Source organism: Chryseolinea lacunae (assembly GCF_016735595.1).
GTDB classification, from domain to species: Bacteria; Bacteroidota; Bacteroidia; order Cytophagales; family Cyclobacteriaceae; genus Chryseolinea; species Chryseolinea lacunae.
This window is the reverse complement of sequence record NZ_JAERRB010000001.1, coordinates 111,448-129,676: the sequence shown is the minus strand read 5'-3', so window position 1 is coordinate 129,676 and position 18,229 is coordinate 111,448. Positions and strand designations below refer to the sequence as shown.

7 protein-coding genes are annotated in these 18,229 nt (G+C 51.7%); 5 read left to right on the top strand and 2 right to left on the bottom strand.

Annotation, left to right across the window (positions count from 1 at the left end; translation table 11 throughout):
- Positions 1–21: 21 nt before the first annotated feature.
- Both JI741_RS00475 and JI741_RS00470 read right to left on the bottom strand, forming a co-directional pair.
- On the bottom strand, positions 22–5,580 hold the full coding sequence (locus tag JI741_RS00475) for a fibronectin type III domain-containing protein (protein ID WP_202006638.1): 5,559 nt from the start codon (positions 5,578–5,580) through the stop codon (positions 22–24).
- A gap of 317 nt (positions 5,581–5,897) precedes the next feature.
- On the bottom strand, positions 5,898–7,637 hold the full coding sequence (locus JI741_RS00470) for a hypothetical protein (RefSeq protein WP_202006637.1): 1,740 nt from the start codon (positions 7,635–7,637) through the stop codon (positions 5,898–5,900).
- 632 nt (positions 7,638–8,269) lie between these two features.
- Between JI741_RS00470 and JI741_RS00465 the strand changes: the two genes are divergently transcribed.
- The 5 genes from JI741_RS00465 (at position 8,270) to JI741_RS00445 (ending at position 18,226) form a co-directional block, all read left to right on the top strand.
- Positions 8,270–10,039: a purple acid phosphatase family protein gene (locus JI741_RS00465; protein WP_202006636.1), complete on the top strand. Its 1,770-nt coding sequence runs from the start codon at positions 8,270–8,272 to the stop codon at positions 10,037–10,039.
- Positions 10,040–10,204: 165 nt separating this feature from the next.
- Complete coding sequence (locus JI741_RS00460; RefSeq protein WP_202006635.1) at positions 10,205–12,463, top strand: ligand-binding sensor domain-containing protein; 2,259 nt, start codon at positions 10,205–10,207, stop codon at positions 12,461–12,463.
- 104 nt (positions 12,464–12,567) lie between these two features.
- Positions 12,568–14,817 carry a hypothetical protein gene (locus tag JI741_RS00455; protein ID WP_202006634.1) on the top strand — a complete coding sequence of 750 codons (2,250 nt, stop codon included), beginning with the start codon at positions 12,568–12,570 and terminating at the stop codon, positions 14,815–14,817.
- Positions 14,818–14,903: 86 nt separating this feature from the next.
- Entirely contained in the window at positions 14,904–17,120 is a 2,217-nt protein-coding gene (locus JI741_RS00450) for a hypothetical protein (RefSeq protein ID WP_236675807.1), read from the top strand.
- A 14-nt stretch (positions 17,121–17,134) separates the two neighbouring features.
- A complete protein-coding gene (locus tag JI741_RS00445) occupies positions 17,135–18,226 on the top strand; it encodes an acyltransferase family protein (RefSeq protein ID WP_202006632.1) in 1,092 nt (363 codons plus the stop codon).
- Positions 18,227–18,229 lie beyond the last annotated feature (3 nt).

The following is an 18,229-nucleotide window of genomic DNA, read 5'->3' as shown; positions in this document are numbered from 1 at the left end:
GATGCTGTAATTGTTGAGTAATCAATAGCTAATGCCCCTATAGCCTGAAGATGAACCGTCACCGTATATCTTAAAGAATGAACGATTTAATCTGGTTCCTTGCAATGTTCGATCTTCAAATTGTGGAATTTCATTCCCCTTTAATGGGTTAGCTTCAATTTGATTGCCATTTTTAACGGTTTTTGAAACGGCTTTAATGTCAAGTTTTTCGATATACATGCCTTTCTCTTGATTTTTTGTAAAGCCCGTAGTTTTATTCAATTTGGAATCAGCTAGAACTACGTCAACATATTCACGCCCCCTGTCGTCCCGGTTAATTTTCACAAACACAAAGTCGGCCACAAAGTAGTTGCCTTTTGACTGGCAGTCGCCGCCCAGGCAAAACTGAACCTGCTGGTAAATGCTGCGTTCATCCAAATCTGCGATGTGCTTGGACTTAAGATCCAGGTAGACCTTGCTGTTTGGGTTTTTCAACTGGCTGGCGATGTATGCTTCAAACGCTTTGCCTTCTGCGAATTTCCCCCTGCGTGCGGCCACGTCAACAGCCTTGTCCAGCCAAAATTTTGTTTTATCAAACACCGTGCTGTTGATGAGATTGCCCACCTGAAGCTCGTTGAGTTCTTCCTGAAGGGTAGAAAGCCGGTCTGATTGCTCCGAACCACTTAGGTTTTTGGCTTCGCGGTAGATCAGAAAGCCATCAACGAAATTGAAATTGTCGGGGTGGTTTATAAATTCAAGGAAGCCTTGTGCATCGCGTACGTCTGCGCAAAATTCTATCAGCGTTTTCGATTTGGTGTTGTCGGAGAACTGTACTACTTCAGCCTGAACGTTTTCTTTTAGTTTTCCAAAGCTTGTCAGGGCGCTCCAATCCACACGTGCGTAGGGTGCTTTAGGATCGTTGGAAGTGTGGTGGGTGTAGAGGTAATTGTACGTGTCGAGGATAGATCCCGTATAGGATGCCTTGTTGTTTGCCAGGTGGTTCCCGTCGGTGGTTGGTTCTGACGCGTTCGCCAAAAACGGCTTGGTCGGGAAGCTTCCCGTTTTCAGTTTTGTGCAAATGGCCAGGCCGTTCTCCGGGTTGCGCTCACAAATTTCCTTTAGGGTAGTCAGGTAGTTGGTGAAGGCTATGGAAAGTTCTTCGAAGCAACCGCATGTCATAGCTTGCGTGCAGAATGTGCATGTTGCATCTTTGGCTTTTTGCCCAAGAGTGCCCATGGTGGTCAACACAATCACAGCAGCGGTAGCCTTCTCAAAGGCTTTGATGTGCTGGAGATTCTGTCCCACGTGAACGGACAATATCACATGGCTTCCGATATCGGTAACGGCCAACGCTCCTTCGCCTAACGTTGCTATCTTTCCTGCTTCGTCCACTAACGTGATCGTGCTTTTTTCAGCAGCTGCAATTGCACCCTCGATTTTGGTAGCATTGGCGGCAATTGTTTCGGTGACTTCAGCTACTTTAGCAGCAGCAGTTGCCGCATTGTCGGCAATGTTTATGACAAACTCTGTAGCCTTTGGGAAAAAGGTCGCCAATTCTGTTGTCACAGAACCGGCCGAGACCGACAATACCATGGCTGCGCCCACTGCGGCACCCTTGAGTGACTTGGGAATGAATTTAACAATGGCCGGCAGTTTGATTTTTGATATGACGGCACCCAGTTTTTCCATTGCCAGTGCGGTCTTTTCAGTGATGCTGACACCTTTGACCACTGCGCTCGCTTCGCCCCCGACAAAAAACAGGCTGGCGATGTTGAACACAAGCTTTCCATGCTCGTGACGATTGTTAGGCAGGAAGCCATCGAGCGATCCAAGATAGTCCTGAAATTGAGTGGAGACAGTCGACTTGAAGGCATCAAACTTCGCCCCGTCCTTTACCACATCGCCCATCGCCGAAAAGAAATTGAGTGTTTTATCTCGTGTTATCTGGCATTCTCCGCTCAGCCAAAAAGTGACACTGGCCATTGGCATCCAGCAGTCTACAAAATTTGCCATATCCCTGAGGCCTACCAACATTTCCCAAGCTCCATCTACAATCCCGGCATTGAAGGCAGGATCGACAACTGAGTAGTATAGCCCTGGCGACACGTCAGCTTTTTTCCAAAAGCAATAGGGCACGATGTCGCGCACCTCGCCATTAAGTTGCATTTTGTATTCTTCATAGCATGTTTTGAGAAACGTGACCAGCATTTCGAAGCTGGAGAGATTTGCTTTTTGATACAGCCTGTTTTGCAGTTCGATATACGACTTTAACGATTCCTCCATCACCAAGAGGTTGTCGTTTGTCAAGGGCATCGTTTCTGCATCGGGCAGATATTTTTTATAGAAGTCATCGCCCATTTGTCCGATGAGCATTGAGACTCTATATAAAACTTCCTTATCAATTCCCGGCGTTTTTTCGTGATTGGTGTAAAATCCCCCAGCCAGACCCGTGAGCGATTCATTGGTGGGTGTTGTAGGCTTGGTGTCAGGGAGTTCCTCGCACTTGCAATGGTTCATTTTTCCGGTCTCCACCAAGGCTCCATTTTTGAAAATGGAATAAGCACAATTTGAACCTACCTTCACCTCCTGTACGTTGGCTACCGATCCTGTTGTGCCTGTGAAGCGATCAGCTTTGAACGAGGCAATATTATCATATACTTTTCCTACGGGCGCATATCCAGCAAAGCGCATGTCTTTTGGGTAGAAGTAAACCCGATACATCACCTCGCCGACTTTGAACGCCGCGAGCCTTCCCCTGAGTTTGACATCTTCTTCCGACATGGAATAAAAAGCGTGTGGAATGGCTGAACCGATGTCGATGATCTCACCTGCTGGGTCGTAGAATACATTGCCCTTTAATTTGTTTTTTATCTCGGCGTTTATACAGGCCAGACTTGCCGAGGCGATAGATTCGCCATCCTCATCCCCCTCAAACAACGGCAACGCCATCTGTGGATCGTGCACAAAATCCCATTGATATTTGCACAGCGTTGTCCCACTGCCGTAGTCCATCAGGTTGTCGGTTGTGTTTTGTTGCAGGGCGGGAAACTCGCTGAAGGTGTGTTTGAGGTTAAAGACGCCGTGGCCCAACTCGTGGGCCATGGTGCGCATGATGGCTTTGGAGTTTTCGCGGTGGTTTTTCAGGAAGACAAAGCCTGCCTGCTTGCTGCGCGGCATATAGCCCAGGGCGTTGGGGCCGCTTTGGGTGGGGCCAAATACGAGAAACAGATAGTAAGTGTCGGCTTGAAGGGGACCAAACGCTTTGATCACCTTGCTCATGTCGGCGGTGTAGTTGCTCAGCAGGCCGGAGTTGCCGTCGTCGAAGGTGGGATTCAGGGCCACGCTCAGGGCTGGTGCAAAACTTACTTTCCAGTGGGCAATGGCCTGGCTGTAGATGGCGTTCAGTTCGTCTTTGATGGCATCGTTGCTGAGGCCTTGGGGAAGTTTATCTTGATTGTTTGTGATGACGGGCACGATCACCACATTTTTATCCAGGGTGTTGTAGCTGGTCAGGTTGAGCTTGCCCAGCACCTTGTTCTTTTCGGTGCCGCCGGGCGAATACAAGGCCAGCAATTCCTCTTGTGTACCTTCGGCTTTGCCGGTTACGCTCAGCGTGTAGTTGTTGTCTTGGGCGACGGTTGGTGTCAGGGGCACGCCACTCAATTCGAATCTCACCTTCTTGGGGTCTATGCCGGTGCCTTCCAACGTGGCGGCTACGACATCGGGCGCCGATGCTGTTGTGGCTTTCCAGGCAATGGCTGTTCCGTCTTCCAGGTGTTGATATAGGGGCGATAGGGCATCGTATTTCTTGGCGTCGAAGCCAAACCTGCCGTTGCCCTTTTCAAACCGAAGCACCAGGTCATAGTTCCTGTCGCCGCGGGTGGCGGCGGCGCGTGCTTCGTCGGCAGTGGTTTTGGTAATGTTGCCGTCTTTGTCCACTACATAGCCGTTGCCCATGGGGTCGGCTATGGAGTAGCTTTTGCCTTTGTCGAGCGTTTGTTTTTGTCCATTGGCAGTGTGGATTTCTACTTCGCCGTTTTCATTTTTTGTTACGGTCACAATCGAGGTGCCGGTGATTTCGATGAGTGTTTCGGTAGCGACAATGTTCACGGGCAGTTCGCCTGTCTTTGCCGCGTTTGCTACATCTGTCGGTTTGGAAATGGTGAGTAAGAATTTGCTGTCAGCATTCCATACACTTTTGATTTCGCCCGACGAGAGCATGCGTTGATCGTTTACGCCTATGTTTTTAAAACTTACTTTGACCTTGGCATACTTAAACCATGGCACCACAGCCAGCCCGGTGCCGGAGAAGCCGCTGCCCGAGGCCTTCACGTCCGTGATCTTCACATCGAAGCCACCTGCTTTTATCACATCGTCTGCGCGCAGGTTGGGAGGGGTAGTGCCGGGAGGAACCGGTGGTAGCGGCGAATCGGGTTTGCACACAAACTGGTTCGACCCCGGCAGGGCTGTTTTGAAAACTTTTGCCGGGCAGTATTCACTTATCTGTCCAATTTGCTCGGCCCGTACCTGCACTTCATATTCCGTATCGGCCTGCAAGGGCTGCAGGGTTGCCCATTGATTTTCGGAGGTTGTTTCGTACCACGTGTCGTGGCTGCGGTTGTTTTTGGGACGGTAGCGCGCGCGAAACGTAACGGCATCGGCACCCGCCGTTGTAAGCTCCCATCGCACGGCCAGCGACGTGGTGTTGGCGGTTTGCAGGTAAAGGCCTTCCGGCGTTCCCAAGGCATCGCCAAATTGAAAAACGAAGACTTCACTTTTGCCTTGATTCTTGAAAAGATCGCGACCGTCTACATCTTTGGCTTGCACTTGCCATGCATATTTTCGGCCGGGTATAAGCGCGGGCTCTGCGGGGCCATAGGAAAGTTGTGTGAAGTCGGTGGTGATTTCGAAAAGCGTGGGCTGACTCAGCATGGCGTCGTATGGGCTTCGGGTGGCGGGCCAGATCTCTACCAGGCGAAAGGTATAGTGGGTGGTGAAGGCGGCGTTGGGAGAGCCGGTGTGCCGTGGTGTCCACGTGAACGCCATGTTGGTTGGGTCCACAATCTTCGCCTTGGCGTTGTTGCGCGGCAGGTTTAGCAGCGGCGGATCGTTTAGGATGACCCATGCCGTGGCCACACCTTTGTTGCTCACCACGGTGCCGCGATTGTAGTCGAGCACTTCCACGCTGAAACGATAGATGCCCTCCGGAAGCTTCGCGCTCTTTTCGAATTGGCTTCGGCTGATGCCTGCAAAGTCGAGGTTGGCAGGAGTAAAATATTCTTCCAGCTCATCGCCATACACGGTCACCGGCACACCGCCATAAAGCGTTAGCGGTTGCCGGGGGACAAAGTTTTGTTTGGTGCGAATGGTGATGCCCGTGCCCTCGATGGTGAGCCTGAGTTTGGTAGGATATTCTGCCACGCGCGTGTCTTTGAGCAGGAGGGTAGTTGCAAAATGTTGCGCTCCTGGCGCTGCATAGTCAGACAGGTAGGTGCTGTAGGGTGGCGACAATACGGTGGTGCTTTGAACGGGATAGCTTTGCGCGAAAGCATGGTGCGACCAAAGACCCAGAAATAAAAAAAGCAAAGTCAACTTGCGCATCAACTTGAATTTGTTCAATGATACACGGTGCGTTCTTATATTATTTTTCTTTATCGTGTTTCTCAATACAAAGGCAAAACGAGAGAAACATGATAGTGCTGTCGGAGTTGTCAGATATTCGTTGATGAAAATTATGGTTGCGTAGACTACCCGTTGTGATTGTTTGATAAGTTGTCAAAACAGTACATGTTGTTTAAACAACGTCTCATTCTTTTTATAGGATAAGACTAAAGTGCAACGGCCACAAGCTGATCTGTGAAGCAGCGTGTATTCTGATTTGGGACTAAGAAATCAATAGTGAGAATTAGGATAGGCTGTTAGTTGATCGCGAATGCGTAGCTATAACCCAACGTGCCGGTGAACTCTGTGAATGTTTTTGCGGATGTGGCCGCCTGGCTTGCACGGTTTATCATCGCCATGCTCAGATTTAGATTGTGTTTTTTCTTTACGGTGTAGGTCCCCGAAACGCGCCCGTTCAATAGCGAAGCGTTATGCTCGCCGTTGCTGTATGCGGTGTTGTACGACGACGACACCATGATGCGGAGTTTTTTCTCCATCAGCATTTTGCTTACGCTGGCCGTTGGTCCCACGGTGAATGTGTTCAAGGCAGGACTTCGGTTAATGTTCCCATTCAGCATAAACGAAAACGTTAGGTTCTTCGGGACAAGCCCGAGGGAGTATCCCGAATTGAAATTGTAGAACTGGCTGCCACCCCTGTTGTTTCCGCCTTGTTTGTCGGCGGCGTTCTGGAAGGTAATGTTGAGGTTGATGCTTCGCCGTCGTTCTTTTGGGCCGCCGAGGGTGTAGAGGCAATTGGCCGAGGCGTTCTGGGCAATCTGGGTGTAGTTCAACGTGTCGAGGTTGTCGTAAGGCGTCAACTGGTTGATGTTGACAAATGTTGAGCGGATGTTGGTATAGGTCTGAAAGTTTGAATAGGAGAGTGACAGGTTCAGTTTTTCGGTTGGCGTATAATTCATGTTGAGCGAGCCAACAAGACGACGCATGGTGCTTATTTTTTCCTGGTCGAGATTGTCGTGTTGTGTGCCGGCACTTGCGGCTACCGTTAGCTTTCCTTCGAGCAGATCGACCGTGCCATTGGCAGTTATGTTTTCCAGATCGTTATTAAAAAAATAGGCGCCCAGTGTTCGGTAGCCCGGATCGATGCGCTCATAAGCAAAGCCCACCGTAAAGCCATCGTGCCGGTAGTCGAAAGAAGACTTGAAGGCCTTGTAGTATGCCGACGATGTGCGGGGCGAAAAAAGAAATCCCGCATGTGCCAGTGCATTGCCATTGTCTTCGCGGTCGGCACGCACATCGCGTGTGATGGCGCTGGACGACAGTTCGGCCTTTAATAGAAAATTCTCAAAAAATGTTTTGCCTGCGCCGAGACTGATCACCAGGTTTTCCTGGGGAAAGATGACCAGACTGTCTGGAAGCGATTGTATAGAATTGACCTGGTCCTGGGCATGAAATAGAATGAGTTCGATAGAATTCCCATTTTTGTCATAGCCCGTTTTGAAGCCATAGCCCATGCGTTTGAATGCCGGCGACGATGTGTTCACGCGTGCCGTGTCTTGCTCTACCGCTTTAAGAAAGCGTCCATAAAGGGCACTGAATTTCCAGCTTCCTGCTGGCGCAAGGTCAACGGCACCACCCAAAAAGATATGACCGTTGACGGTATAGGGCGAGTAGGAAGAACTGATGTAACCCGCATGCGCTGTGATCCACTTGTAGGTGGGATGCAGGCTGTATTGATTGAAGGGTTGCTGAAACGTTGTGTTCTGGTTAGACACTGTGAAACTGAGGGGAACGTTCCATCCGTACAACGAAAAATTTACATTTCCGGAAACAAAGTAGGAATAAGGATCGCGTCGGTTGTCGATGTTTTGCGCAGCATAAAATATCTGGTTCAACGAAATGCCACCGCTCATGCTTAGCGGCTTTGCCTTGCCGATGGTTTCCAGGTTTTGTGCCGACATATCGACAACACCCGCCAACATCGTCAGTGCTGCTACAGGTAGAAATTTTCGCCATACGTGAGGTATACAAAAATCCATCGGTTCGGGAAGCGGTCTTCAAAAGAGTGCCGGGTAATTTTAAATCGAATGGAATAACTTTCCAAGCTGTTGAGTCCCGGGAAAATCCAAATCGGGGTGTAGGAAATTTTTACTGTGCGGATGTCTGGCGACAGACGTAGATCATTTGACTTACAACGTATATAATATGCGCAAATTCGTTGCTAAGTGAAATTTTCTAAGCAGCGCTATTTTTTTTATTTTTCTTTCACATGAACGTGCAAAGGCCGTGGCAATGCCAGTTTAGTTTTGGCCGTCGCGACGTTGGCGTGCGCGTAACATTAAGATAACATCGGTTGCAGCGCTTGGTTTGTGATCGCGTGTGAACGCCTGCGATAATTCGTTTGAACAGGATTAAAGCGTTAATCATGCGCATATTCCAGACGCATAAACAAACAATTGCGTGTTTTGACGTATTCTATGCGCAAAACCTCACGTCACTGTTCCATCCTAATCCTACTTTTGAGAAACATGACACGAGAACCGTTCGTCCTATGCATCCGAACGTCTTATTGGGTTATGGAGAAATTTAGTTTGGGTAAATGGTAGAGAGCCGGAGGTGTTTTCATAGGCATTTTCCGGCTCTTTCACTTTAAAAAGACAATCGTCATTATATGCGCTTCATCCTTATTGCTACACTTGTTTCGTTATGTTTTGTTTCCTGTCGTCAGGCGTCGAAAGTGCCCGATCGCACGGTTTCGCAAGTAATGGACACCGTCATCACCCGCCTCTACGCGAAAGTTCAGGAGTCGGAGTTTGCGAAAATTGATGATGCCTATATAGACAAATTTCTGAGCGACGAAGAGAAGCAGGTGCTGGCCACGCGCTACCAGTCGTTCACCGTCAACGTTCCGGTCACGGTGTCGCTCATGCGGCATCAGGCACAGGCAGTCGTTCCCTTTTGGCTGGAATCGTCGGGATTTGTGAAGACGCCTATGGTGGTGAAGAACGAAGAATATACCTACGATGTTTGGCAAAAGAATTTTCCGGCCGGTTCGGTGAACCTGGGCATCAATGGATTTGATAAACACCGTCCGGTGTATTTCATCAGCGTGGCGCCCCAGAAGAAAGAAGACGCACTCGCTATCACAGACGTGTATCCAGGCTACCCGTTAGATACGCTCCGGGTAGGAGCCTTCACCTATCACGACTGGTCGGGACTCACCATCACAGAGGTTCCGGACGCGTTGAACGGTCAGGCCTTGTTCACTACGGTGCGTGGTCGCGCCCGCGAAGCGCATGTGATTGACGCGTTTCGCAAAACGGCATTCCCCAGCAGCTCATCGCCCGATCAGATCATGTTGACCTGGAGTGGCTCACCCCAAACCAGCATCGATGTGCAATGGCGCACGATGCCGTCGGTGTCGGGAGGAGAGGTGCAATACTGGTTGGAAGGCACTGCCGATACGCTGGTTGCCAAAGCAACGATGAAGCAAACGCAGGATCGTATGCTCTATAACGACCGCTACTCCAATCATTTCACGGCGCTGATCACAACGCTCAAGCCCGGTTCGCACTATGGCTATCGCGTGGGCTCCGGCGACAAAGGCGGATGGTCTGACGTGCGTTCTTTTGAAACGGAAGGAGAGCACGTGAAAGATTTCACCTTCGTATGGTTTGGCGATACGCATACTTTTCCCGACTCGGGCAAGCTGGTGTCGCTGGCCGACAAAGAAAATAAAGACGCCGCGTTCTATTCTATTGCCGGCGACATTGTGAGCACCGGCCTGAACCGCGACGACTGGGATCACCTCTATGGCAATTCGCACGACGTGTTCTCCCGAAAGCCGCTCATGCCCGTGCCGGGTAACCACGACCGTCAGGATGGGATGGGCGCACAGTTATATTATGATCTGTTCAGTCTTCCAAAAAATGCTCCCAAAGGTGTTGACGAAGAATCGAGCTATTCTTTTGAATATGGCAACGCCCTCTTCATCATGATCGACGCCACGCAGGATGTGGAAGACCACACGCCGTGGATCGAAGAGACATTGGCCAAGACCAAAGCCACCTGGAAGTTTGTGATGTTCCACTTTCCTCCCTACAATTTTGAAGAACCCTATCCTGACATTCAGGCCGCCTGGGTGCCACTCTTCGACAAGTATCATGTTGACATGGTGATGGGCGGTCACGTTCATTATTACATGCGGTCGCGCCCCATGGCCGCTGGCAAAGTGGTTGACGGGTTTGACAAAGGCACGGTGTATGCGATCTCGATCAGTATACCCTACCGGCACGATGCTATCGCTGCGGAGCCGTATGCCGTGAAGCAATACAACGGCGAATATTTTTATCAACGCGTTGAAATTCACGGAAACAAGTTGGTATACAAGTCGGTGAATAGCGAAGGCGTTGTCAAAGACGAATTCGTGATTCAGAAATAGGCAACGGTGTGCGCTGCTCCATACGGGCAGCGCACGCAATGGCCCGGTTTACATTCTGCGTTAACCTCCCTTTCATATACGCAAAATCCCCCTCGCATAGGCTGTTATTTTTGATATCCTTGTTAAGCGTCGTATTGTGCGACGTGAGACATTATCATCCCTACAATGCAGCGACTATCCCTACTGGTGTTGACGGCCCTTGTTGCCATGGCCTGCAAGCAAAGCGCACCACCCACCACGACAACCACCGACGTGACTGTGTTTCAGGACACCGCGTTCTGGCAGGAGTATCACGAAGCTTATCCGGTGCCCGCTGCACTGGGTGAAGTGCGCAGCCTCGCGGTCGACAGCAAGAAAAATGTGTGGATCGCTACGCCAATGGGTGTGTTCATCAAAAAAGATAAATCGCTGACATGGGATGCTGCCTTGCCAGCCGCGGCCCAAGGTCCTTCGTTTGCCGTGGCGATCGCCAACGACTCGTCCGTTTGGTTGAGTACGTGGAATGCCCTCTATAAAATAAAGAACAATGTGACGGCAAAAGTGGAAGGCCCGGTGTCGCCGCTGGGTGTGTTGTGCGTTGCCAAGGAAGGCGTGTATGCCGGTGGACCGCGTGGCGTTTGGTTGTGTGACGATGGCCGGTGCGAGAAAAAAAGCTACACCGTGGCACGTTCCATCCGCGACATGATCTCCGACCAGGCCGGAGGATTGTGGGTGGCTTCGGATGTTGGGCTGTATCACGCCACCGCCGATAGCACGCGCCTGTTTTCCAGTGTGGATGATGTGGTGAGCGCCTACATCCGCGGTGCCGCGTTTGACGATCGCGGGCAGGTTTGGGCTGGAGGCCTTGGAGGTGTTGCCATTCTTAAGGATAATAAAAAGATAAACGCCTTGCTTCCGGAGCAGGGCATTCCTTCTATAAATGTGAATGCCGTGCGCCGTTCTCCTTCGGGAGTGATGTGGGTAGGCACCGATGTGGGCGTGGTGCGTTATGCCGCAGACCTCACGCCATCGCTTCGCTTCAGCCGGCGTTGGCTGGTCGACGACAAAGTGAACGCCATCACGTTCGATGCATCGGGCAATGCGTGGATCGGCACCGCGCGGGGCGTGAGCGCCATCAAGCAAAAACAAATGACATTGGCCAGCAAGGAGCAATATTTTTATGACGTGCTCATGCGCCGCCACATCCGCGATCCGTGGATTGCCGGACAATGCCGCCTTGCCGCAGAAGGAGACACCACAAAATGGGCGGCCGAAGACGACGACAACGATGGCGAATACACCAGCAACTATCTGGCTATGGAAAGTTTTCGCTACGCCGCCACCAAGAGCGACGACGCAAAAGCCAAAGCGCGCAAGGCGTTTCAATTTCTGAAGCTCTTGCAGGAAGTGACCGAAACCGACGGCTTTTTTGCCCGCACCATCGTGCCCACCACATGGAGCTTCTATCACGACGGCAATCGCACCTACACCGAGCGCGAACGCGCCGACGAGGAAGTGAAAGAGCCACGCTTCAAGCCCGTAGAGATCCGCTGGCGTAAATCGCGCGACGGACGCTGGATGTGGAAGGGCGACACCAGCAGCGACGAAATCTGCGGCCACATGTTTGGATATTTCACCTACTATGACCTGGTGGCCGACGAAACCGAAAAAGAGGAAATACGCCGCCACGTTTCAAAAATCGTGACCCACCTCATGAAACACAACTTCACCCTCACCGACGTGGATGACCAGCCCACCCGTTGGGGTGTGTGGTCGCCCGATCGCCTGAACCACGATCCCGAATGGTCGCCCGACCGAAGCCTGAACTCCATGGAGGTGTTGTCGTTTCTCAAGTTCGCCTACTACATCACCCGCGACGAAAAATTCCAAAGCGAATATCTCCGCCTCATCAACACCGAGGGTTACCTCGACAACATGGCGAAGATTCCACAGCAGAACCCGGCGTGGTTCATCTACTTCGATGTGATCCTCGCCGCCTACCAATATCCCATCCTGCTGAAGGGCGAAGACGATCCGAAGCTTAAAAAGTTTTATGAAGACCACATCGATCAATGGCTGGCCCGTCGCAAAGACGATCACAATCCTCTGATTAACTTCATCTATGTATATGCCCGTCAACAAAAAAAAGAGTTGAAGCCCTCTGTTGAATTTCTCACCGACACGCCGCTGGATCTTGTTGACTGGACCATCGATCACACCCGGCGCGAAGATGTTCGCGTGGTGCATGTGCCGGTGATGGGCGATCTTCAGGTGAACACGCTTCAACCGGCGAGCATACGCGCCACCGTGCGTTGGGATAAAAATCCGTGGGGCATTGTGGGGGGCGATCATTATATGGAACGCGAGCCTGTGTTTTGGCTGTTGCCCTATTGGATGGGCCGATACCTCGACATGATTCAGCCACCCGCGAAGCCGAAAGCCTAGGAAAATGCGCCCCTTGCGCAAAGGCATCCTTCTTAAACGTAAAATCACATTTCTTCCGCCGTAATTTTTAATATTCTTGTTTACCTAACCGAAACAGCTCATTCATGAAACGCGCACCGTGGACCATTGTCCTTCTTTTTATCCTTCAGGTTTGTCTTCAGTCCTGCACACCAAATCAATCCGCCACATCCTCGACACAACCCGTGCATGCGGACGTGGCCTTTCAACAAGACTATAGCATTAAATACAACGTGACCCAGGAAGGCGTCGCATTGAAAAAAGTTGTGAGCGATCGCAATGGTGTGATCTCGATCTTCTCGTCGGCCGGCTTGCTGAAGCCCTACGCCGGTAGTTTCCTTTATCCGGGCACCCTGGTTGCCGACAGAACCTATCGCCCCATAGCCGACAAGAAGATTACGGCACTCAACCTATATCAGCATCAATTTGTGTATGCCGACGACAAAGCCCTGTTGAGCAACGCCTGGGCTGGGGAACTTTACACACTTTATAATATCCCCACCGTTTCGCTGCTGAAAGGTGGCAAGGACAAAGCCTTTCTTCTTTCCGACGGGCATGAGCTTGAATATGTGAAGGATGGAAAATCGGTGTGGAAAGGAAAACAGTCCGAAACCATTCTGGATATTGACTACAGCACAACCGCCGATACGTTCTGGCTGTTGACCGCAAACGGTGTGAGTGTTTTCTCCGTGAACGATCTTTCGGTGAAACCATTTTTCTCCGGCAAGGACCTCACAAGCTTCGCACTCACTGAAAGTGGCAAGACGTTGGTAGTGGGCACGCACGATGGCTATCAATCCATCGATGCCGCTACGGCACAAACCAAAGGTGAAAAACAAACAAAACTTCCTGCCACCGACATCACCACGGTGAAAGAAATTGGCGGAGCCCTGTGGTTTGGCACAACGCAAGGTGCGTTCAAGGTGCGCACCGACGGCAAGTTTGACTATTACGCTTCGAAACGATGGCTCCCCGGCGATGACGTGATCGACATAGCCGAAGGCCCCGAGGCGTCCATCCTGATTCTGACGGACAAAGGCCTGGCACAAATCGTGTTCAAGTCCATGACCCTTCACGAAAAAGCAAACTACTTTCAACGACAAGTTCGTGCGCGCCACGTACGCCACGGTTTCAACGCCACCATGGCCTACATGACCGACGGCAGTCTCGCCACCGGTTCGCTGGAAGATTCTGACAACGACGGTCTGTGGACCACCATGTATCTGGGTGCAGAAGTGTTTCGCTATGTGGTGACAAAAGAAGACGACGCACTGCAAAACATCACCGAAGCCACCGAAGCCATGGAGCGCCTCTACACGGTGAACGAGTTGAAAGGATTTCCGTCGCGTTCGTTTGAGCGTCGCGGATATAAATATGATGACAAGGCCTGGCAACGCGCACGCCATCCCGAGTGGGATTGGAAAGCTACCACCAGTAGCGACGAAGCCATTGGTCACATCTTTGCGTTTGGCGTGATGGCCGAATTGCTCACCGATCAGCCTTCGCTGCAAAAGCGCGCCGTCACCCTCATCGACTCGCTTATGCAACACATCGTGGACAACGACATGTATATGGTGGACTGGGATGGAAAGCCTACGGTGTGGGGAAGATGGAATCCCGAGTATGTGAACAAGAGACCCTGGGGTGTGGGCGATCGGAAAATAAATTCAGCCAACATCATCGCCATGTTGCAGACCGCCTATTATTTCACAAAGAAAGAAGTCTATAAAGACAAAGCTGTTGAGTTGATGACCAAGCACGGCTATTTCAAAAACCTAATGTATCCCATGGCCAAGATCGGCAAAGCCGCCGCCGATGCCGACGACTGGAGCAAGATGCTTTCGGAGTCGTGGAATCACTCCGACGACGAAATGTATTTTGTGGGCTATTGGGGACTGTATCGCTACGCCCTCAACGACACCCTGAAGACACAATACAAAGACGCCATCATCGACCACTGGCAAATGGAACGACCCGAGAAGGAGGCCGCCTGGAATATTTTCACTGCGCTCACCGGCACGTCGGACTTCGATTTGAAAGAGGCCGTGTGGTATCTGCAGGAATATCCGCTGGACCTGATCCACTGGAAAGTAGCCAACAGTCATCGCAAGGACATCGAACCCATAGAGCCCAACTTCCGCGAACAAACCACGACCGAAGTGTTGCCGCCCGACGAATTGCCCATCAACCGTCACAATGCAAACCGCTTTGAACTGGATGGTGGCGACGGTGGCGCGTCGGAGTATAGCGCGGGCGACATCTGGCTGTTGCCCTATTGGATGGGCCGCTACCTCAACGTGATTAGCGCACCCACCGAAACGAAAGCCGGAAAATGATGTTGCGCGCACTCGCTGTCGTGATGGTTGGTTTGTTGCTGTGGAGATGTTCTGCTCCACCGCGCGAAACAAGTGTGTCGACAGCGATGCCCGTTTATCAGGACATTGGTTACACGCAGGACTACGGCGTTAAGTATACACTTGCTGGCCGACCTACGGAATTACAGAAAGTATGTGCCGACCGGAATGGCAATGTTCAGGTGCTTTCGCGCGAGGGTTTGTTGAAACCGTTCAATGGACAACTGTTGGTGCCGGGCACCCTTGTGCCGGAAACTTCCTATCGGCCACTGAAGGATAAAAACATAAAAGGTCTGACCACGTTGGATCGGCAGTTTGTTTACTTCGACGATCACGCCGTGTTGGCCAACGCCTGGGCAGGGGAGGTGTATTGCAAATACACCATGCCGCATCCCCGTTTTTTTGCAGCGGGTTCGGCATTCGACTTTTTACTTTCCGATGGCCGTTCGTTGCAGTATGTGAAGGACAGCAAGGTGTTGTGGGAAGACATAACACCCGAGGTGTTACTCGACATTCAATATGACGCATCGCGAAAACAATTCTGGATTTTGGCAAAAAAGTCGGTTCTGATTTTTTCGCCGGAGCAGAAAACCCTTGTGCGTGCCTTTAGCGGCGAAGGATTTACGTGCTTCACGCAAACCCACAACAACCGGATCGTGGTGGGCACATCGAACGGCTACGGCACCTGGGACGCAGACAGTCATACGCAAATAGGTTCTCTGCACAAGGCTTTGCCTGCACGCACACTCACCACCGTAAAAGAGATAAACAACCATCTTTGGTTTGGATCAACACAAGGCGCCTTCATGTTGCGCGACGATGGCAAGTTCAACTACTACGCTTCTCAACGGTGGCTTCCCGACAACCACGTGAAGGACATTGCCGCCAACGGCAACGACGTGTTGGTGTTGACATCCACCGGACTTGCCTGCATACGCTTTGAAAAGATGACGCTGTTCGACAAGGCGCAGTTCTATGAAGCGCAGGTGCGGCAACGACACATTCGTTATGGGTTCAATTGCGACATGACGAATCTGAAAGACGGAAACATAGCCACCGCCCAGGTCAGCTATCACGACAGCGACAACCTCTGGACGGCGATGTATCTGGCCAGCCAGGTGTTTCGCCACAAAGTGACGCACGACCCCGAAGCCTTGCAGAATTGTGTAGAAGCTTTTGAAGCCATGGAGCGACTTCATACGCTGGCACCGGTGAAGGGATTGTTCGGTCGCACGTTCGAGCGGCCCGGCATCGCCATCATCCGCGAAGAGTATCGCGAAAACATTCTCGACTATTGGTATCCCGACTATGCACGCGTGCCCAGCAGCTGGCAACACGTGTCGCCCGCGTGGGACTGGCGCGGATCGGCCAGCAGCGACCAAACGGTGGGACAATATTTTGCATTGACCGTAGTGGCCGAATACAGCGACGACGCGGCGTTGAAGCAACGCGCTGTTCACCTCATCGATCAGCTGAGCGCCTACATTCTTGCCAACGATCTCACGCTGGTAGACTACGACGGTCGCCCTACGCTGTGGGGCCGCTGGAATCCAGCCTACATCAACCGCTTTCCGGAAATGGTAGGCGACCGCCGCCTGGGTTCGTCCAACATCATTGCGTTTATGCAAACGGCCTATCACTTCACAAAGAAGAAAGAATACAAAGACAAGGTGGAACAGCTGTTGTATCGCGACGGCTATCTGAAAAACCTGACACGCCCCATAAGCGACATCACCTATGCGCCCAAAGACGCCGATGCCTGGAGCCGGATGCTTTCGGATGGCTGGAACAATTCGGACGACGAAATGTATTTTCTGGGCTATTGGGGATTGTATCCCTATGCGCTCAACGATTCGCTCCGCGCACAATACAAGGAAGCAATCCGCGACCACTGGGCGTTTGAACGCTCTGAAAAAGACGGCCTTTGGAATCTCTGTTATGCCATGACCGGTGCACCTGATTTTGGACTCGACGAAACCGTGTGGTATCTCAAAGAATTTCCGCTCGACATGATTGAGTGGAGCCAGCACAACAGTCACCGTAAAGATATTGAACTCGTACCCGAAAATTTCCGCAGTGAAACCACGCGCGAAATTCTTCCCCCCGACGAACGCCCCGAGCTGAAGCACAACCGGAATCTTTTCCGTCTCGACAAAGACGGAAGTGGAGCAGCCGAAATCAGCGCGGGCGACACGTTTTTGTTGCCCTATTGGATGGGCCGTTTCCTGGGCGTGATCAGCGCGCCTCAGGCCACGAACAACGTATTGGTCAGTGAACCCTTCTAACCCGGACGAACCACATGACATCCCAACGCCTTACCTCGCTCGATGCGCTTCGTGGATTCACGATCGCCGCCATGATCCTGGTGAATTTTCCAGGCGATGAAGCGCACGTGTTCGCGCCCCTGCGCCACACCGTGTGGAACGGTCTCACACCAACCGATCTCATTGCACCCTTTTTTCTTTTCATTGTGGGCATCTCCATCGTGCTGGCGTATGGCCGCAAGGTGGCGCTGGGCGAACCCAAGGGCGAGCTCTATCGCAAAATTGTGATCCGGTTTCTGAAGCTCTTTGCATTGGGCATTCTCCTGAACCTGCTTCCGTATTTCAACTTCAGCGACCTGCGCTACACCGGTGTGTTGCCGCGCATTGCGTTGGTGTTTCTTCCCTGCGCATTTCTCTTTTTGAAAACCACGGCGCGCACCCAGGCGATTGTGGGCATGGGCATTCTGATAGCCTACTGCCTGTGCATGCTTCTGATCCCGACACCGGGGCAGGGCAAGGTGATGCTTGAACCGGGTGTGAACCTGGCGGCGTGGGTAGACCTGCAATGGCTTCCCGGAAAAATGTGGCAAGGCACGTGGGACCCCGAAGGCATTCTGAGCACGTTCCCCGCCATCGTGTCGGGCATCTCGGGATTGCTGGCGGGCCATTGGCTGCAAAGTGCACGGGAACCAAAAGATAAAGTGATTGGCCTCATGGTGGCCGGACTGGTGTCGGCGGCAGCAGGCTATGTGTGGGGACTTGTGTTTCCTGTGAATGAAAACCTGTGGACCAGTTCGTTTGTGTTGGTCACATCGGGCTTTGCTGCGCTGTTGCTGGGAGCGGCCTATTATGTGGTGGACCTGCGCGGGTGGACAAACGGAACAAAGATCGGCATCATTTTCGGTGCCAACGCCATTGCTGTTTATGTGATGGCCGAACTATTGGCCCTGGTGTGTTATGTCTTTCCCCTGCAAGGCGAAACGTTGAACCACCGGGTTGTCAACGCCTTGGTTGACGCCGGGGTGCGTGCCGAGTGGGCAAGTGCTCTGTATGCTGTGTGTTTTGTGGCGCTGAATTTCCTGCCGGCCTATGTTCTGTATCGCAGGAAGATATTTATAAAGCTATGATGT